The 19,006-nt window shown below is 44.1% G+C and carries 15 protein-coding genes; 7 read left to right on the top strand and 8 right to left on the bottom strand.

The window, feature by feature from the left end; translation table 11 throughout:
* Positions 1–125 precede the first annotated feature (125 nt).
* Positions 126–800 carry a YceI family protein gene (locus NQ117_RS20705; protein ID WP_258279916.1) on the top strand — a complete coding sequence of 225 codons (675 nt, stop codon included), beginning with the start codon at positions 126–128 and terminating at the stop codon, positions 798–800.
* Between the two features lie 80 nt (positions 801–880).
* Here NQ117_RS20705 and NQ117_RS20700 read toward each other — a convergent pair whose 3' ends face one another.
* From NQ117_RS20700 to NQ117_RS20690, 3 genes are all read right to left on the bottom strand, one after another.
* Complete coding sequence (locus tag NQ117_RS20700) at positions 881–1,675, bottom strand: SDR family NAD(P)-dependent oxidoreductase (protein ID WP_258279915.1); 795 nt, start codon at positions 1,673–1,675, stop codon at positions 881–883.
* A gap of 68 nt (positions 1,676–1,743) precedes the next feature.
* Positions 1,744–2,199 carry a chemotaxis protein CheX gene (locus NQ117_RS20695; protein WP_258279914.1) on the bottom strand — a complete coding sequence of 152 codons (456 nt, stop codon included), beginning with the start codon at positions 2,197–2,199 and terminating at the stop codon, positions 1,744–1,746.
* 194 nt (positions 2,200–2,393) lie between these two features.
* Positions 2,394–3,716 (bottom strand): glycoside hydrolase family 125 protein, encoded by a 1,323-nt coding sequence (locus NQ117_RS20690; protein WP_258279913.1) that lies wholly within the window; start codon positions 3,714–3,716, stop codon positions 2,394–2,396.
* A gap of 272 nt (positions 3,717–3,988) precedes the next feature.
* Between NQ117_RS20690 and NQ117_RS20685 the strand changes: the two genes are divergently transcribed.
* The gene (locus NQ117_RS20685; protein ID WP_258279912.1) at positions 3,989–5,002 is read left to right on the top strand and encodes a zinc dependent phospholipase C family protein; all 1,014 of its coding nucleotides are present in this window, start codon (positions 3,989–3,991) and stop codon (positions 5,000–5,002) included.
* A 150-nt stretch (positions 5,003–5,152) separates the two neighbouring features.
* Here NQ117_RS20685 and NQ117_RS20680 read toward each other — a convergent pair whose 3' ends face one another.
* Entirely contained in the window at positions 5,153–6,697 is a 1,545-nt protein-coding gene (locus tag NQ117_RS20680; RefSeq protein WP_258279911.1) for a Ppx/GppA phosphatase family protein, read from the bottom strand.
* A gap of 363 nt (positions 6,698–7,060) precedes the next feature.
* Between NQ117_RS20680 and NQ117_RS20675 the strand changes: the two genes are divergently transcribed.
* Entirely contained in the window at positions 7,061–9,790 is a 2,730-nt protein-coding gene (locus tag NQ117_RS20675; RefSeq protein ID WP_258279910.1) for a calcium-translocating P-type ATPase, SERCA-type, read from the top strand.
* A gap of 81 nt (positions 9,791–9,871) precedes the next feature.
* Here the strand turns inward: NQ117_RS20675 and NQ117_RS20670 are convergent, their stop codons facing one another.
* The gene (locus NQ117_RS20670) at positions 9,872–10,687 is read right to left on the bottom strand and encodes a GNAT family N-acetyltransferase (protein WP_258279909.1); all 816 of its coding nucleotides are present in this window, start codon (positions 10,685–10,687) and stop codon (positions 9,872–9,874) included.
* A 32-nt stretch (positions 10,688–10,719) separates the two neighbouring features.
* The gene (locus tag NQ117_RS20665) at positions 10,720–11,988 is read right to left on the bottom strand and encodes an MFS transporter (RefSeq protein WP_258279908.1); all 1,269 of its coding nucleotides are present in this window, start codon (positions 11,986–11,988) and stop codon (positions 10,720–10,722) included.
* A gap of 429 nt (positions 11,989–12,417) precedes the next feature.
* Between NQ117_RS20665 and NQ117_RS20660 the strand changes: the two genes are divergently transcribed.
* The 3 genes from NQ117_RS20660 (at position 12,418) to NQ117_RS20650 (ending at position 15,409) form a co-directional block, all read left to right on the top strand.
* Positions 12,418–13,320 carry a LysR family transcriptional regulator gene (locus NQ117_RS20660; protein ID WP_258279907.1) on the top strand — a complete coding sequence of 301 codons (903 nt, stop codon included), beginning with the start codon at positions 12,418–12,420 and terminating at the stop codon, positions 13,318–13,320.
* A 47-nt stretch (positions 13,321–13,367) separates the two neighbouring features.
* Complete coding sequence (locus NQ117_RS20655) at positions 13,368–14,183, top strand: histidinol-phosphatase (RefSeq protein WP_258279906.1); 816 nt, start codon at positions 13,368–13,370, stop codon at positions 14,181–14,183.
* 272 nt (positions 14,184–14,455) lie between these two features.
* Positions 14,456–15,409, top strand: a complete 954-nt coding sequence (locus tag NQ117_RS20650; protein ID WP_258279905.1) for a cation diffusion facilitator family transporter — start codon at positions 14,456–14,458, stop codon at positions 15,407–15,409.
* Positions 15,410–15,576: 167 nt separating this feature from the next.
* Here NQ117_RS20650 and NQ117_RS20645 read toward each other — a convergent pair whose 3' ends face one another.
* Both NQ117_RS20645 and NQ117_RS20640 read right to left on the bottom strand, forming a co-directional pair.
* Positions 15,577–16,326, bottom strand: coding sequence for a metallophosphoesterase family protein (locus tag NQ117_RS20645; RefSeq protein WP_258279904.1), 750 nt, complete (start codon positions 16,324–16,326; stop codon positions 15,577–15,579).
* A gap of 160 nt (positions 16,327–16,486) precedes the next feature.
* Complete coding sequence (locus NQ117_RS20640; RefSeq protein WP_258279903.1) at positions 16,487–17,482, bottom strand: metallophosphoesterase; 996 nt, start codon at positions 17,480–17,482, stop codon at positions 16,487–16,489.
* A gap of 143 nt (positions 17,483–17,625) precedes the next feature.
* Between NQ117_RS20640 and NQ117_RS20635 the strand changes: the two genes are divergently transcribed.
* Positions 17,626–18,987, top strand: a complete 1,362-nt coding sequence (locus tag NQ117_RS20635; RefSeq protein ID WP_258279902.1) for an aldehyde dehydrogenase — start codon at positions 17,626–17,628, stop codon at positions 18,985–18,987.
* Positions 18,988–19,006 lie beyond the last annotated feature (19 nt).

Genomic DNA, 19,006 nt, shown 5'->3' with positions numbered 1-19,006 from the left:
CTTGAACGCATTCAGGAAACTTTCAGCTACCGCTCAAGGCCATCTCAGCTTAATCCATTACTATGATATCTATAATCCACACGAGGCAAGCCATTTAAAAAACTATTTAGGTTTGGGAGGCAATTATGAAGAAGAAAATAATGATCATTGGGGTTGCGGCAGCCGCTGCAATCGGAATTGGTGGTTATGCACTGTACGACTACTACGTAGGCAACCATATTAACATCAAGGCATCTGCCAGCGAAAATACGAGCAATACGAGCGAAGCATCAACGGTTACAGCTGATCAGTTAAATAAAACATGGACGATAAACAAAGAATCCAAAGTGTATTTCTCGGTTACAACATCCAAGGAAACTGTCAATTTTGAGATGAATGGGATTACCGGCACATGGGACTTTAACTTGCAGGATCCAGCGGAGATGAAAGCTATTGCCAAAGGCGATATGAACCAAATCAACTCAGGTAACAGCGATCGTGACGGTCATCTGAAAGCCGCTGAATACTTTGATGTAGCTGCACATCCTGAAGCTGTATTCGAGACCGTATCATTTGAACAGTGGAATCCAACTTGGACAGAGGGTAAAAAACAAACGTTTATTATCAACGGCAAATTGACTGTAAAGGGTAAAGCGAAAGAAGTTCGTTTCGAAGCAGAATCGATGTTCAAAGACGGGAAGCTATATCTCGATGGAGCCACAAAAGTAACATTTGGTGATTTCGGCATTAAAGCGCCGGATTCAGTAGTAGCGAAAACGCAGGAAGAAATTCAACTAACTCTGCGTACCGTGCTGGAATAAATTTTTTGGAGTAAACTTAGATTACGTTTTGAGTAATTATGCGTATATTCATATAAAAAAGGCAGCCAGAGCGGCTGCCTTTATTTTTTGTTCAACATACGTCCTGCAACGCGACTTGATAGTCCAGGGAACAATTGCATCAGCTTCGTACCGATTGCTCCTAGCAAAGGCAGATCTACTTCAGCAGTCTGACGTTCCATAACACGAATAATGCGACGAGCAACTTTCTCCGGTTTCATCATAAACCAGCGCACGTTGTTCACATATTGCCCGCTTGGATCAGCTAACTGGAAAAATGGAGTATCAATTGGGCCTGGATTCACCGCAGACACTTTTACACCGGTTTGCGCCAGCTCCATGCGCAGCGAATTCGTAAAGCCGAGTACCGCATGCTTAGATGCCGCATATCCTGCAGATTTAGGAGTCCCTACTTTTCCAGCCATTGAAGCTATGTTGACGATATGTCCCGTTCGACGCTCTAGCATGTGCGGCAGCACTGCCTTCGTACAGCGAACAAGCCCCATATAATTCACGTCCATCATCGCTTCAAAGTGTTCAAGCCCCATCTCATGTGTAAGCTCGAACAAGCCAAAGCCCGCATTATTCACTAAAATATCAAGTTGACCGTAACGGTCGATTACATCATGAATGACCCGTTCTACATCCGCTGCATCCGTTACATCCAAGGTGATACATTCATGTCGTTGTGTAATTTGACTCGACACTTCTGCTAATTTCTCTGCAGATCGCGCAGCTAGAATAGGAACGGCACCTGCTTCTGCTGCATATCGAGCTATTAATGCACCTATGCCACTCGATGCACCCGTAATAAGAATAACTTTATCTCGCAATGAATGATTGTTCGTAATACTCATAATTCCACCTCTTCTGTACAGCAAACTTCATTTCAGGACCATTGATCCATCATGAATACAAACTGTGCTTAACCTTGTATTTTCATCATAATATCCAGACGACCTACATTATGTACATGCAATGGAACTGCCATTGCATTGGTTCCACAGTTCGGTATCGATTGAAGTGGAACGAGCTGCGGCGGCAAAATATCAACATGGATACCTTGATTGAATAGCATCGTTGAAGCATTGCCACTAATCATATTGCCCAACTCCGAGATCGCACTTTCCCCCATTGCGTCTAGAGTTTCTAATGGATAGCCTCCCATCATCGCGGAGGCCATCTTCACTGCTGCTCCTTCATTTAATCCAAATGCAACAACTCCTGACATCTGACCAGTCATGCCAATTTGGATATGTAGATCATGAGTCCCATGCCAAGCTAGCAATTCAAGTTCCCCACGCTCTGGGCGAACTTGTAAGATTTGTTCAATAACGCTGCATGCAGACTGTAAAAAAGGATGTACCCACTCGGCTTTCATCTTACATCTTTCGCCCCTTTCTGACACCAAGAAGTATATTCAAGATGTAACATACGTCCTATACACCCGAAAACACTAAGACTATTATACTGAAATCAGCCTATAAATCACTACTTCCATTACATATTTATTTCAAGTTTCTTGAATAAAAAAGAACGAGCAGCGCTCGTCCTTACTGTATATTCCATTTTATACTATTTAAGCAACCCACTTTGCATCGCTTTGAGAACAAGCTGAGCGAACAAACTGTTCGACCAAGCAAACCATGGACGTGTAAAGATAGAAGGATCATCAGAATGGAAACCTTCATGCATATAGCCTGTATCCGCATCTGTCGCTTCAAGCATCGCAAGCATGTCCAACATTTCCTCATCAGAAGAAGCTGTCAGTCCCTGCATGGAGAGCGCCATATGCCAAATATAGCCGTCTGGTGTATGCGGGCTTCCAATTCCCTTCGCTGCTTTTCCTTCAAAGTAGAACGGATTTTCCTTACTTAAAATAAAGCGGCGCGTATTTTGATAAATCGGATCATCAGCTGACGCATACCCGATATACGGAATCGAAATTAAGCTTGGTGTACCCGCATCATCGAGCAAGCAGTTGTTGCCGTATCCATCTGTCTCATAAGCGTAAATGCGGCCATAAGTCGGATGCGTCACGACACCGTACAACTGAATACCATGATCAATTTCTTTTTCCAGCTTATGCATCTCCGCTACGAAAGCTTCATCTCGGAAACCGTATTTCGCGATTTCTTGCATTTGACGAAGCGATACGACGGCGAACATATTAGACGGAATATGATAATGGAAGTCACAGGCATCATCACTAGGACGGAAGCCAGACCAAGTCATTCCTGTATAGTTAACAGGCATGCCCATCCCATCATTGCGCAAGGTATCAATGTCTGGACAATTTTCACGATGGAAGCGATACGGTGATTGCTCAAAGTGACGCTGCTCCGTTTTCCACACATCTATTATTTTTCGCATCGCTGACTTAAAGTTGGTGTCAAAAATATCGGTGCGCCCCGTCTCCTTCCAATACATATAAGCAAGACGGATTGAGAAGCACATGGAATCCAACTCGTACTTACGCTCCCACACCCAAGGGGACATATCGGTTTGATCGTTCGCATCCCAGTGCCAATCATTTGCTGTTTCGTTAAATGCATTTGCGTACGGATCCAAGTTAATATAGAACATATGACGCTTAATAAGACCGCCGATAATGCGTTGAAGATCTGCATCGTCTTTAGCAAATGGCACATAATGAATGACCTGTTCCACAGAGTCACGCAGCCACATAGCTGGAATATCCCCCGTTAGAACAAAGGTAGTGCCATCATCCAATAGCTTTGTTGTCGTTTCGAGTGTGTTAGGGAAACAATTTTTGAACATTTTCAGCAGCTTCGGACGATGGGCTAATTGCACCTCCGCTTCAGCCAATACCTGTTTTACTGCTTTAGGCAGCTCCATCTTAGGCACGTCAATTTTCGGTAATCGGAACTGTTCCATACTTCTCTCCACCTATCTCTCCACATATTCTCTAAGCAACCGTATGAAAGTTCACATATGTTAACGCTAACACATATGAACACTACTTAGTGTACATGTAAACGCTTTATCATGCTAGTCTGCAATTGTAGCTATTGCTCATGATCCGTTTGGAATAAACCGATTTACATAGAGAAAGGGTTGACAATAAACCATGAGCCGTTCATCTTTGTAGAGTATAGAAGGTAATCGGATTACAGATAAAAACATGACATATTCAGGGGGAAAGACTTATGCCTAACATTTGGACTCATATGATTTTTGGCCAAGAAGTAGTAAAGGAGGCAGGCCTTTCTTCGTGGATGGAAGACCATTCGTCTAGCAAATGGTTCAATATGGGCTGCCAAGGCCCAGACTTCTTGTTCTATCATCATTTCCTGCCTTGGAAACAAGACAAGACGATGAACAAAGTCGGCAGCGCCATGCATAATCAACAATGTGGCCCTGTCTTGATGGATCTACTCACTCGTTCTAATCCTGCAGATCGTTCCGATGCGGTATATGTGCTCGGATTTTTGCTGCATCATATTCTCGATCGTCATATGCACCCTTACGTATTTGTACGGTCAGGATTCAAGAAATGGGATCATCAACGCTTTGAGGTGCTGATGGATACTCATGTAGCTAAGCGCAAGCTGGGGGTGGAAACGTGGCGAACCCCTGTATGGAAGTGGATTGACGTGGGCCCAAGCTTCTCAGCGAACATGCTAGATTCGTTTGAAGCAGTCGTAGCAGCTCATTATCCTGAATTTGATGGACTGATACGTCGTGAGGCATGGAATGAATCCATACGTGATATGGTGCAAGCACAGAAACTCTTCCACGATCCATATGGCTGGAAACGAATTGTTACATTCAATCAGATTGAGCCGATGATGTACAAGAAAAAAGTAGCTCCTTATGACGTTATGAACGAAGCACGCCGACCATGGCCTGATCCAACAGGTTTGGAGCAGCTAACAAGCACAAGTGTGTGGGATATGTGGGAGACAGCTGCCGAGGATGCAGCGCAGGCCATACGGGCTGCTCTAACCTATTGGCGAGCACGAGAGCTTGCCTCCGATACAGATAATGATAAGGGAACGCATTGGAACGACGTTTCTTGGATTCACAATGCGCAAATACCAAATGTAGCTGCTGCCAAACAAGCACTCCAGCAGGCCGTTGGCAATCACTCCTACGAGACAGGGCTTCCACTAGAACACAACCGTCCTATCGTAATTGAAGATCCTATTTGGTCTTCTTAATCGGTTCTGGCACGAAATTTAACTTATCAGATACATGTAACGCTACAACAAATAAGCCGCCCTCCAAGCCAATAATGCTTGTCCATTTTGAGACAGCAGGCTTGTGGGCGGCTTATTGTTTATAACTCATTTTCTATTGCTTTATCCTGATTAGGACAGCTTCAATTCTCGTTTTAACCAACGACGGAAACCAGCGCGAAGTGCATACATATCCGTCCCCCGCCAAGACATATGGGCAGCAGCTCCTTGCAGCATAAGAATGATTTCTCCATCCTTAACCGTACAGGAGACATCCTCTGCTGTTTGGCAGCCGTATGTGCGTGTTAGGTCAAGCGCCAAGCGCATAATCAAACCCATTTTAGCAGCCATCGTCTGATCTCTAGGTTGAAGAATGGCTTCTACTTCCGCCCACTCTCTAGGAACCTTATGCTTAAAGTCCATCGTAGCTACGAGGGCGCTCAATGCAATTTGGCGAGGGGTCAGGCCATACAACTCTGCATGACGAATCATGTAAAAGGTATGACGTTCCCGTTCCATATGACTTACAGATACGCCAATATCATGCAGTTGCGCAGCTGCATATACGATTCGCTTCCATTCCTCTTCCCAACCAAGTATAGGCTGGAGCTCTTGCATAAGAGCATTGGTAAGCTGCCATAACCGATCAGCTTGTATACGATTCAAGCCCAAACGATGCTGAAGATGATAAATGCTGAACTTCAGTGGATGATCAATGTGTATCCCTTCTCCACGCAGCATATCGAACAGCACACCTTCGCGCACACCTTTGGCGCTAACCATTACTTTTGATGAGTCGAACCTAAGCAAGCATTCATTTATAAAAGTTAGAGATCCCGTCAGTATAGCCGCACGATCCTTAGACAAACCAGGCAGCGCCTGCTTCTCTTCCAAGTCCATTCCTTTTATACGCTGATGCCAGTCTTCGACCTCTTCAGGCATAAATTCATAATGATGCAGGGAGTCGACACCATACTCCCGTTCATCGATATCCATCTTCGCTAACGTGCGAAGCGTCCCTCCAATGGCCACCAGCGGTAACCCTTGGGCTTCCTTGAGCCAATGTACATGCCTTAACCAATAGCGGGTCATCGATCGAAGATACGTCTCCGTATCTGCTGTCAGTGCATTTTCTACTTCGTAATCTTCCGCTATCGTCAACGCTCCGACTGGCAGACTAATACTTTCCTTGAACTGACGGTTCTCCATCCATATAAATTCCGTAGAACCGCCGCCCATGTCCATAATGACTGCATCTTGAACATCCACTGTTGATAGTACAGCAACATAATCGAGATATGCTTCGCTATCCCCACTAATCATTTGCACGGTAATGCCTGTTTCCTCATAAATTCTACGAACGATATACTCACTATTCGCAGCTTTGCGCATGGCTGCGGTCGTAACTGCTATCCATTCACAACGCTGATAATTTTCTCCGAGCTGTTTGAATCGATGAATGACCGACAGCAGCTCGTCCACCTTCTGATTTGGAATACTCCCTTCTTCGTCATATCCAGCTCCGAGCCGTATCGTTTCCTTTCCTTGATCCAACATATGAAAGGTACGATTCGCATACAACTTAGCTATCATATAACGGGCGGAGTTCGATCCAATATCCATAATGCCGATGTGGCGAATCGAAGCCTGTTCATCGCTGCAGACAGAATCGTGCATCTCCCGCTCCTCCTTACCAATAACGAACTTTTCATTAAACTTTTCATCAATAATTTTGCTAACCTTGCTCACGTATAACTCTATTTAACCATGAACGTTCCCATTTGACTAAACATATATGATAAGCGAATGAATTTGTACGTTTTTCCACATGCTATTGTGTGCCGTTATGCAATCACGGTCCGAGTTCCGACCCAGTTTCGCAGCTTCAAATCTTGTTAATGACGTTACTATATCTTATCGATACTTATTGGATCGACGCTAGGTAAATTGAACGCCGAGTCTCTAATTCTATTCGAGGGCTTGTACGGTAGTACACGGCCTCGTCCTATGTACAAGACTAATCCCTAGGAGATGACATCAGTGGAACAAGAACAGAAACAGCAAGAACATACATCCTCGCAAGAGGCTTATTACACACTATCTTACGATGAGACCATTGCCAAGCTTGATTCTTCGCGGAACGGCCTTACAGAAGCCGAAGCTGCCGCAAGACTAGAGCGATACGGAAAAAATGTGCTGCAAGAAGCAAAGCGTAAGTCTATTATCGCAAAGCTGATCGCCCAATTCAAAGATGTGATGATTATTATTCTGCTTGTAGCGGCTTTAATATCCGGGATTCTTGGCGAATTGACGGATGCGATCATCATTCTTGTCGTTGTCGTACTCAACGCTGTACTCGGTGTACTGCAAGAGAACAAGGCGGAACAAGCGTTAGATGCGCTTAAGCAAATGTCCTCACCGAACGCCCGCATTATACGTGATGGCAAGACAATTGAAGTAAAAGCAGAAGATCTTGTACCAGGTGATATTGTCGTATTAGAAGCCGGCAATGTTGTACCTGCGGATATAAGATTGATTGAATCAGCCTCTCTTAAGATTGAAGAAGCTGCATTAACTGGGGAATCAGTACCCGTTGAGAAAGATACAGCTCCTTTGGACAAGCCAGATGTCGTCATTGGCGATCGAAAAAATATGGCTTATATGTCAAGCAGTGTTACCTATGGACGCGGTGTAGGTATCGTCACAGGAACAGGTGAAACTACGGAAGTCGGCAAAATAGCCAGCTTTATTTCGCAAGAAGATGAAGATATCACCCCATTGCAAAAAAAGCTTAATGAGTTGGGGAAATACTTCACCATCATTATCATTGTTGTAGCGCTCATCATATTCGGTGTGGGCATGTTTCAAGGGCGAGCGTGGCTGGAGATGCTGCTCGTATCCATCTCCTTAGCAGTAGCGGCGATTCCAGAAGGACTGCCAGCTATCGTCACTATTATATTGGCACTTGGCGTGCAGCGAATGGCGAAGCGCAAATCGATTATTCGCAAGCTGCCAGCAGTTGAAACACTCGGCAGTACTGAAATTATTTGCTCAGACAAAACAGGAACGCTTACCCAGAACAAAATGACGGTGAAGCAGGTCTATGTCAACAGCGGGCTGCAAGATGAGCAAGCTGACCTGAACACGATATCAGGGAGCGATATTCTACTCCAAGTCATGACGTTATGTAATGATACGAAAATGACGGAAAGTGATACGGATGCGGATAATTCTGATCATTCCGGGAAAAAGCGAATCAAGTATATAGGTGATCCTACCGAAACGGCGCTTGTTGAGTTCGCCCTACATCGGAATTTTGATAAGCGCGAAGGAGAAGAACAGTATCCTCGTCGAGCTGAGCTGCCATTTGACTCAGATCGCAAGTTGATGACGACGGTACATGAAATGCCGCACACGGAAGGTAAAAAAATATTTCGTGTCATGACCAAAGGCGCACCCGATGTGCTTTTAGAACGATGCAGCCATATTCGCATTGACAATCAAACGGTCGATATGTCGGAAGAGCATCGGCGCAATATTGAGGCAGCCAACAAATCGATGGCGCAAAAGGCACTGCGCGTGCTTGCCCTTGCCTACACCGATAAGCCTGATCTTCCGCATTCTATGGAACCAAACGAGGTTGAAGCCAATCTGACCTTTATTGGATTAGTCGGCATGATTGATCCACCGCGCGAAGAAGTAAAGGAAGCCGTTCGCATATGCAAAGAAGCTGGCATTCGTCCGATTATGATAACTGGCGACCATCGTGATACTGCCGCCGCTATTGCGAAGGAACTTGACATTATTCAAGATGAGAGTGGCGTGCTCACGGGACGTGAACTTAATGAGTTGGATGAACAAACGTTCATGAGCAAAGTAACCCAGTACTCGGTCTATGCTCGCGTATCTCCTGAGCACAAAGTACGGATCGTCCAAGCTTGGAAAAAACATGGTAAAGTCGTTGCGATGACAGGAGATGGTGTCAATGATGCGCCAGCACTAAAGGCATCGGACATCGGGATTGGCATGGGGATTACAGGAACGGATGTATCCAAAGGCGTTTCGGATATGGTACTGGCGGATGACAACTTCTCCACCATTGTCGTCGCAGTAGAAGAAGGGCGAAAAGTTTACAGCAACATTCGAAAAACAATCCAGTTTCTACTCTCTGCCAACTTAGGTGAGGTTATCACGTTATTTATTGCAACGTTATTGAACTGGAAGATCCTGTTTCCAATCCACATCCTGTGGATTAACCTCGTCACCGATACGCTGCCAGCACTCGCGCTTGGGTTGGAGAAAGCGGAACAAGACATTATGAAGCAGCCACCGCGCAGTTCTGCGACAAGCGTATTTGCAGATGGCGTTGGCACCAGCATTATTTATCAAGGAATACTGGAAGCAGCTTTAACCTTATTCACCTATTGGTGGGGACATACTCATTATGATGAATCTGTCGCTGTTACGATGGCCTTTGCAACACTAGGCCTCATTCAGCTCACTCATGTATTCAACGTTCGCTCCAATACAAAATCGATATTCACGATTGGTGTCTTCTCCAACCGATACTTGAACTGGGCAGCACTTGCAGCAGGTGTCCTTGTATTGGTCGTCATTTGGGTACCCTATATGAACGACTTATTCAGCGTTGTGCCTCTAAATAGCGAGCAATGGTTGATTGTCGTGACAGCTGCAATTAGCATTGTGCCAATTGTAGAAATCGTGAAACTGTTTATCCGTACGAGCAGTCGAAATAAAGGAAGAGAGTAACCCTCATCTTATACAAAAAGGCAGTTCCATCCCCTGCACATTGCAAGGACAGGAACTGCCTTTTCCATTTTCACGGCATCTCTATGCTTTATTGCTATTCGCTTTAACACGGTACCAGTACGTATAGATCTCTTTATACCCCAACTTCTCATACAACCTTTTCGCACTATGATTACCCTGTACGACAAGGATATAGCTTTTCTTCACACCAACTGATAAGGCCCAGTTTAATATCCCACGAATGAGCTGTTCTCCGTAGCCTTGGTTGCGATAGGGCTCAGCAGTAACGATGTCATAGAGACCGATATACTCCCCTTCAATTACACCTAATCCGCAAGCAACAGGAACAGATTGCACATATAAAATGAAAAATCCTTTCCGCAGCAGCGAGTTCGATAATAGTTGTCTTGTAATTTGGCGATTATGGGTGGAAAGATGATTAAAGTCCGCTACGATATCCAGCCACTTTTGGCTTATATACTCGCATGCTTCCAATTCTATTCCCAATTGCTCTGCTTGTTCACCATACGCCGTAAGCCCGTTCAGATCGTACAACGATTCAAGTACCTGTACACTGGAAGGTTCAACATATTGATACCCTTCATCAGCTAACAGAGCATCAAGAGAACTAGGTACAAAAGGAGTCATTTTAAAAATAACATCAAGACCCATACCCTCGTATAATCTTTCACAGATGTGGATCTTTTCTAATAGCTGTTCGTAAGATTGGACTTCTGACTGATTATAGATAGCGCTCACTGAATTAGAACGCTTTGTATATCCATCAGCAAAACGAAGCAACCACCCATCAAGCACATTCGTCTGGAGAGCTGGCCAAGCGTTCAAGGCATATTGTTCAATACGGCGATTACGATCGATATCCTTGATCAATTCCACGTTCGAGTCCTCCCCACAGCTACATAATGATGTTAGGACAAACTTTCCACTGCTTCCGTTTTTCCTTTTGCGATATCTACTCTCATTAACAACAAAATGCCTAAAATAAAGAACAATAAAATGGATAAAATAGCTAATCTTGTAGAACCTGTTAACAAGCCAACTACCCCGAATACAGCTGGGCCAATGGAAGCTGATACTTTGCTCGAAAGGCTGAAGAAGCCGAAAAATTCAGACTCTCGTCCATTGGGAACTAACTGACTAAAGATCGAACGTGCTACTGCTTGACTTCCACCTTGTACCATGCCCACCATAAAGGCAAGAATGTAAAAATGAACTGCATTTTGCATATAATAACCGAGCAGCACGATAATCATATATATCGATAAGGAGATATACAATGAACGCTTAGAGCCAAGACGTTTCGCAAATCTAGCAAATAAATAGGTGAAAGGAATGCCCACAAACTGTGTAATAAGAAGTGCAGCAATTAAATGCGTTGTTCCTATGCCAAGTTGAGCTCCATAAATGGCAGCCATACTAATGATCGTAGTAATGCCATCGTTAAAGAACCAAAATGCCAGTAAATATTTCAGCAGTTCAGGATAACGACGAATTTCACGAACGGTACGAATGACACGCTTGAACCCTTGATTCGCATAAAAGCGAACCGCTTTCCTGTTCCACTCTTCAGGATCTTTTATGGTACGGAACAACGGAATCGAGAAAAGGAACCACCAGATCCCAACAGATACAAATACAATCTGTGTAGCTACCAGCTTATCGGAAATACCGAACCATGTATATTTTTCTAACATCAAAATGTTCAGTGCGAGCAATATGCCTCCACCGATATAGCCATACATATACCCTTTAGCCGATAGTTCATCCCTTTGTTCAGATGAGGCAATAGTGGGAAGCAACGAATCATAGAAGGTGTTACCACCAGAAAAACCGAGCGTACCGATAATGAACAAGGCGGATACGAGCAGCCAATCACCAGTGCCAGCTAAGCTCATAAGCACACAACTTAGCGCACCTGTCCATGCGAACGCTCTCAAAATAGCCATTCTACGCTGTGACAAATCGGCCACTGCCCCAAGCATGGGAGAAATGAGCGCAACGAGAATCATGGCCGTTGTCTGTGTGAAAGACCAGTAGCTAGTCGCCACATGTTTGTCGAGTGTAGAAGCTGCCACTGTTTGATAAAAAATCGGCAGCACAGCCGCTATCATCGTTGTAGCAAAAGCAGAGTTAGCCCAGTCATACATCATCCAACTGCGTTGCTGCTTTGTAATCATTCTTTTCCTCCTCATGAGGCTCATCCATCTGTTTGATTATCGCTATTATATGCTGCTATTGGATGGCCATCACTATATTTGAGCAAGCGAGCGATTATTCATATTTTGAGGTAAGATAAACCTTGCGTCAATAAAGACTTACAAGGATAAGGAATCAATTTCTCACTTGTTATTCCAAGCTTTCCTATCTGGGAATAAGATGAAAACTTTTACTCTTAAATGGAAGAAATGGCTAATTCATTGCCCATTTCCACCCCTTCATCTATAATAATCATTATGACAAATTTTATTTACAAAGCACGGTGTGGTTTAACTTAACTTGTTCACGCTTGTTCACGCTTGTTCACGCTTGTTCACGCTAACTAACGTAACAGGTCAAGGTTCTTGTTTCTACATATAAATCCGGTATCAAGAGGAGGACTGACTGTCATGAACTTGAGCCAACTGGAAACACTACTGACAATCTCAAAAACAATGAGCTTCCGCAAGGCTGGAGAATTGCTTAATCTTACTCAGCCCGCTGTGTCTGCTCAAATTAAGAGCTTAGAAGATGAGTTTAAGACCGTTCTAATTGATCGCAACCAGCCTGTTACACTAACGGACAGTGGCAAGCTATTTTTGGAACACGCTGAGCAAATTCTGAATACAGTAGATAACCTTAAGCAGAAGCTTGCTGATTTGAACCAAGTGCCGCAAGGCCATATCGTACTTGGCACGACGACATCGATTGCCATTCAAATATTGCCGCGTATCTTGTCTTATTTTCAGGATCAATTCCCGCTAATTAAAACAACGATATTGTCTATGTCATCCTCTCAAATCGTTGCTCAGATCGAGAACGGAACCGTAGATATTGGCATTGGCTATTTGTTGGAGAAAAGTCCGAGCTTAGTATCTTCCGTTCTTTATTATGATACGTTTGAACTCGTCGTTAGCCCTCAGCATCCGTTAGCACAGCACTCTCATGCAACGATGGACATGCTTAAGGACGTTCCGCTTATTATGCTGTCACCTGACACCGTTGGCAGAAGATTTGCAGATGACGTATTTCGCAAGCACAACATTCATCCGCATGTCGTCATGGACTTATCCAGTAGTGAAGAAGTAAAGCGGATGGTTGAGTTGAATCTTGGTGCTGCCATTGTATCCAAACTAACGATTAGCAATGAGCTAAAACGCGGCACATTGAAATTTGTGCAAGTCCATGAATTAGAAACAGCCCATCCTGTTGGTGTGATGTACCGTTCGGGACGTTATTTAAATTCAGCCATGCAACAATTTTTGAATGACTTGAAAGGTATGCCTGAGAATCAATTTGTTAGTTCCGAGTAAAAATAGGAAGAGTCGGTTCACAACAAGCAGAGGAGGTGCAGTACATCATGAAGTTCGATTTACATACTCACCACGTTCGATGCGGTCACGCTAACGGCACGATTAGAGATTATATTGAAGCTGGTATAGCTCGAGGCCTACAGGTGATCGGTATTTCGGATCATACTCCATACTTTGGCTATGAAGAGGAACAACCCTTCCCAAAGATTACAATGCGTAAAAGTGAACTGCCCGCCTATGTGGAAGAGGTCCTTACGTTAAAGCAAGAGTATGAAGGCCGTATCGATGTGCTGCTTGGGATTGAATCAGACTTTTTCCCAACATATGCGAAGCTGTATCATGAGATATTATCCCGGTACCCATTTGATTATATTATCGGTTCCGTTCATCATACTTTTGATATCAGCATCTTCAACAAATCACGCTGGAAAGACTTGAACACCGCTCAGCACCTAGAAGTCAAAACGGAATATTACCGACTTATTCAGGAATCAGCACGTTCGAAAATGTTCCAAATTCTCGGGCATATTGATGCTATGAAAGGAAACTATCCAGCATTCTCCGATATCGATGCGCCAGATGTGATAGATGAGACTTTGCGAACTATCGCTGAACAAGGAATCGCAATCGAAGTCAATACTTCGGGCAAAACAAAGAAAAGTGGTGGCTGGTATCCTTCAGACGCTATTTTGGAGCGCGCGCTTTATTTTGGAGTGGATATTACATTTGGTTCTGACGCACATAAGCCAGAACGCGTTGGAGATGAGTGGGAAGAGGTACAGGCTCGCTTACAAGAAATTGGCTTCTCCTCTTGGGTGTACTACAAAGCAAAACAAAAACAAATTGTCCCGCTACATACCTGATTGCGTAAGCTGTTCTTATCACTCATTCATTCGAGTTGAAGAACAGCTTTATTTTTGGAGCGATTTACAAACTGCTTCATCTATCACGAACATCGTCATTAAGTCCGATAAATAAAAAAAGAACCTGCCATCGCAGGTTCTATTCAAGGGATATATATTCATCAAAAGGGGGTCTTGCTATTATCTTACCCTCAGAACATTATGTGACGTTAACAGCAATATTACGGTTGTGTAACAAAATGTAAAGTAAATGTAAAATGAGGTGATTTGAAATGAAATCTGCTCCATTGCCGTCCAACGATTATCACCATTTAGAGCACGCCAAAGTACAATCCTCTTCTTTAAAGACCTTATGGGTTACGCTTCTGCTCACATTATTTTTTACGATTGTCGAGATTATCGGCGGCATTATGTCTCGCTCACTAGCTCTCTTATCTGATTCAGCCCATATGATCTCTGATGTCATTGCACTCGGTTTAAGTATGACCGCTATTTATATGGCAAGGCGCGCATCTAACTCCCGCTACACATTCGGTTACTTGCGCTTTGAAATTATTGCGTCCTTTCTAAATGGCTTAGCATTAGCGATTATCGCGGTAGGTATCTTTATCGAAGGGGTACGCCGCTTCCTTAATCCTGTCGATATCGACTTCAAACTGATGCTTATTATTAGCAGCATCGGACTTGTCGTCAATATCGTTCTTACGATCGTACTGAGCCGCAGTATGAAAGAAGAAGAAAATTTAAACGTACAAAGTGCGCTGTGGCACTTTATTGGAGACCTACTAAGCTCCATTGGCGTTATCGTTTCTGCTGTGCTTATTTACTTTACAGGCATGCTCTGGTTCGATCCGTTCATCAGTATCGTAATCGGCTGCATTATTTTCCTTGGGGGAGCACGTATAATTCGGGAATCGTACCGTATCCTGATGGAAGCTGTACCTGACAAGTTCGATCTTGAACAAATTCGCGCCGATATTCATGAAGTTGAAGGTGTGGAAGATGTTCATGAGATGCATTTATGGGCAATATCCAGCGATCACTATTCGTTGACAGCTCATGTCTTTGTAAGGGAAAATATTCAGCCATATTGCGTCATATTGGCTATAAACGAGACACTTAAGGAGAAGTACAATATTACTCATTCTACCATCCAAACCGAACACGTAGATATTCATCCTCACGGTGAATATGGAAAAATATTCGCGAAGCGAAGTCGAACGTAACTTTTAAACATACTACAGGCTTCAAGTACGCGAACCATTCTTTGTAGCAAGGAAAACGGTCTTACTAGAAGGACAACTGCCCTTCCAAGTAAGACCGTTTTTTTACTTAACGTATGCATATTATAAAGCAGCCATGATTAACCCATAGTGTTGCAACATAGACAGGCTCACTCAGGCTTCTGCAAGCCTCTGTACACACCCGTTCTCAATTCACGTACATAAGGCTTCATTGCCGGCATATCGCTTTTCTCAGCTGCTCGTACGGCCTGTTCGATATCATAAGGCACACGACAAAATTGAACGGAGAACGAATCTTGTTCAATACTGCCAATTTGCCCTGTAATCAGCACATAGGAAGCTTGCGTCATATCAAGGGGATTGCCGACACTTCCGCAATTCAATAACGTACGACCTTGAATATGTTGTAAATAGGCTTGATGAATATCACCATATATGACAACATCAGGTGACTGACAAGGATGAAGCGGATCATTCAACTGTGCTGTAAATTCAAACATTCCTAGACGCTTCTCCAGATCATCCCACGGCTGTACACGGTGGTAAACACTTTGTGGAGAGGCATGCAGCATTCGCACATGACGTCCGCTAATAATGCAGTCATAGGAAAATGGCAGCTGCTTGAGCTTAGCCAGCCTCTCTACACCTAACTTATCCGCATGCCAGCGAAATTGCTCATCCTCTTGTATGTTAACAACGAGTTCATCCCAATTCCCTCGCACAACAACATCACACTGTGCAAAAATCAAATCAGTCACTTCTGTAGGGTTCGGTCCTTTACCAACGAGATCGCCTAAACAAATGATTTTATCAGCACCCTGCCGTTCAATGTCCAGCAAAACGGCTTCCAATGCTTGCATGTTGCCATGTATGTCTGATAAAACAGCTATGGTCTGCATAGTTGGTGCTGCCTCCTCTCAAATACGCAATTCTGCTCTTCTAATTAAGATATTACCATGATCTTAATAGATTTGCAGGGAGCTCGGCAATAGATAATTATCTCATCTTAACGCTAACATTTCTAATCCCGGTATTTTTTTGAATCGTATCTACTTCATCTTAGGATGTAGATGATGTCGTTACTCGTCGTAAGGTGATAAGCGTCCATTCAGGTGGGCAAAAGAACCGAATCGGCATAAGCGTCATGCCTACTCCTCGGCTTGTATGTAATTGCAAATTTGGTCTTCCAGGAACTTTCGCCTGATTTCGCGAAATTTGATACATTCCATCAGGGTATTTCTTGGCCATCAAAGGAAGCATAAGCGGACCGACTATCGGAACGCGGACCTGCCCGCCATGACTATGTCCCGACAGCTGAAGATCGATAGGATACCGACTCGCAATATCAGCCCAATCCGGCTCATGGGCCAGTAACATACACCATATATTCGGGGGGCATCCGCGTAATGCTGTCTCCATATCAGGGTTGCCTTCTAGTGCATCATCAATACCAACCACTGCTATAGATGAGTCTTTATAATGAATTTGATGATGCTTGTTCGTTAGTACACGGAAATTGGAGGCTTCCAATGAAGCGGTAACGAGATCTTTTAGATCACTACTAAGATAAGTACGACTATCTCTCACATAATCATGGTTGCCTAACACTGCATATTTACCTAATGGAGCATGCAAGTTATGCATCAATTCGATGATAGCCTCAGCAGGCATGACATGGTCTTCAACCAAGTCGCCAGTAAAACAGATCATATCAGGCTTACTAGCCATTATCTGTTCGAAAATTTTGGCTACATGATGCTTCGTCACGAATTCACCGTAGTGAAGGTCTGACAGGTGCGCAATGGTCACCCCATCAAAGGAGGCCGGAATGTGTTCAGACGCTATCGTCAGCGTCCTCCTTTTAAGCTGATAAGGTTCCACCCATTTCGCGTAAGCTCCACTTAACAGAGGTATTCCAGCCGCTGCGCCAATACTATACTTCATAAATGTTCTTCGGGTCATCTTCTTGGAAGTCCATGTCGCCGGCTGAGTCTGATCCGTCGGTTTCTGTGCTGGTTCCAGCCTTGTAGACGAGTTGCTCGGGCGTGGTGCCAAAGATTATCCCTACTTTCATCTGATATGTATTTATTATGACGGACGACTGTTGTCAATGCAAACCTACCAAGTCTCTTTTGAATACTATCTATTAAATGTGATTAAATAGTTATATACATAACAGCTAAGGAGGCCGGACAGCAATGGAACAGCTATTACAGAGCCAACAGCAGTATTTCCACACAGGACGAACACGTGATGTCCAGCAGCGGCGTCAAGCATTGCAGACACTCATTGAAGGGATTCACCGGTATGAGTTAGAAATTGCGGAAGCACTACATCGTGATTTGGGCAAAAGCCACACAGAAGCCTATGCTACGGAAATTGGAATCGTCCTGCATGAAGCAAGACAGGCACTGAAGCACGTTGGAAAATGGGCAAAGGCTAGACGAGTTCGCACGCCTCTTACTCATATAGGCAGTAAAGGGTACATTATCCCAGAACCCTATGGGTCTGTACTCATTATCGTGCCTTGGAATTATCCTTTTCAACTGGCCATCTCTCCACTTATAGGAGCTATCGCAGCAGGCAACACAGCTGTAATCAAGCCTTCAGAACTGGCACCCCATACGAGCGCCTTGCTGACGCGCCTTATTCAAGATCTGTTCCCTCCTTCCTTTGTTTCTGTCGTTGAAGGTGGAATAGAAACGAATGAAGCGCTGCTTGAGCTTCCATTTAACTATATTTTCTTTACGGGTAGTACAGCTGTTGGCCGTATCGTGATGCAGGCTGCTGCGAAGCGATTGATCCCAGTAACCTTGGAGTTAGGTGGAAAAAGCCCTTGCATCGTGCATCATGATGCTGATATCGATCTAGCTGCCAAGCGCATAGCTTTCGGAAAATGGACGAATGCAGGGCAGACGTGCGTAGCCCCTGATTATGTCTACGTTCATCGCTCTCAGCACGATGCTTTGATTTCACGTTTACAAGCAGTTGTTAAGCAATTTTACGGGGATGAGCCTCTAACGAGCGATAACTATCCTTCGATTATTAACGATAGGCACTTTACCCGACTTGCCTCCTATGTAGAAGGTGAAAAGATCGCTTTTGGTGGCCGTCATGATCGGGAAAAGCGTCGAATCGAGCCAACTATCCTGACAGATATTACGTGGGAAAGCAGCGTCATGCAAGATGAAATTTTCGGCCCGATTCTACCGATCCTTCCTTATGAGGATTTGGAAGAAGTGATAAAGGTGATAACAGACCGACCTAAACCGCTTGCCCTTTATTTGTTTACACGAGAGCATGCCGTACAGCAGCAAATAACAGATCGAATATCGTTTGGTGGAGGTTGTATAAACGACACCTTGATGCATCTAGCAACTCCCTATTTGCCCTTCGGCGGTGTCGGTGAGAGCGGTATAGGCAGTTACCATGGCCAATTCAGCTTCTCCACCTTCTCTCATGAAAAAAGCTTACTCGTTCAATCTAGTTGGCTGGACATTCCTTTCCGATACCCAGGTGCTAGACATGCATTAAAATGGCTAAAGCGGTTTATGAACTGAATATCCAGCTTGTTTTTGA

The organism is Paenibacillus sp. SC116, assembly GCF_024733555.1.
Lineage (GTDB): Bacteria > Bacillota > Bacilli > Paenibacillales > Paenibacillaceae > Paenibacillus_B.
Note: the sequence above shows the minus strand (reverse complement) of the source record. Positions and strands in the feature narration are given on the sequence as shown.

Excerpts from the sequence above, each read along its gene's own strand:
- NQ117_RS20660 (WP_258279907.1), top strand. The coding sequence starts at position 12,418 with ATGAACTTGAGCCAACTGGAAACACTACTGACAATCTCAAAAACAATG.
- NQ117_RS20645 (WP_258279904.1), bottom strand. The coding sequence starts at position 16,326 with ATGCAGACCATAGCTGTTTTATCAGACATACATGGCAACATGCAAGCA.
- NQ117_RS20685 (WP_258279912.1), top strand. The coding sequence starts at position 3,989 with ATGCCTAACATTTGGACTCATATGATTTTTGGCCAAGAAGTAGTAAAG.
- NQ117_RS20705 (WP_258279916.1), top strand. The coding sequence starts at position 126 with ATGAAGAAGAAAATAATGATCATTGGGGTTGCGGCAGCCGCTGCAATC.
- NQ117_RS20635 (WP_258279902.1), top strand. The coding sequence starts at position 17,626 with ATGGAACAGCTATTACAGAGCCAACAGCAGTATTTCCACACAGGACGA.
- NQ117_RS20695 (WP_258279914.1), bottom strand. The coding sequence starts at position 2,199 with ATGAAAGCCGAGTGGGTACATCCTTTTTTACAGTCTGCATGCAGCGTT.
- NQ117_RS20650 (WP_258279905.1), top strand. The coding sequence starts at position 14,456 with ATGAAATCTGCTCCATTGCCGTCCAACGATTATCACCATTTAGAGCAC.
- NQ117_RS20690 (WP_258279913.1), bottom strand. The coding sequence starts at position 3,716 with ATGGAACAGTTCCGATTACCGAAAATTGACGTGCCTAAGATGGAGCTG.
- NQ117_RS20665 (WP_258279908.1), bottom strand. The coding sequence starts at position 11,988 with ATGATTACAAAGCAGCAACGCAGTTGGATGATGTATGACTGGGCTAAC.
- NQ117_RS20680 (WP_258279911.1), bottom strand. The coding sequence starts at position 6,697 with ATGCACGATTCTGTCTGCAGCGATGAACAGGCTTCGATTCGCCACATC.
- NQ117_RS20700 (WP_258279915.1), bottom strand. The coding sequence starts at position 1,675 with ATGAGTATTACGAACAATCATTCATTGCGAGATAAAGTTATTCTTATT.
- NQ117_RS20655 (WP_258279906.1), top strand. The coding sequence starts at position 13,368 with ATGAAGTTCGATTTACATACTCACCACGTTCGATGCGGTCACGCTAAC.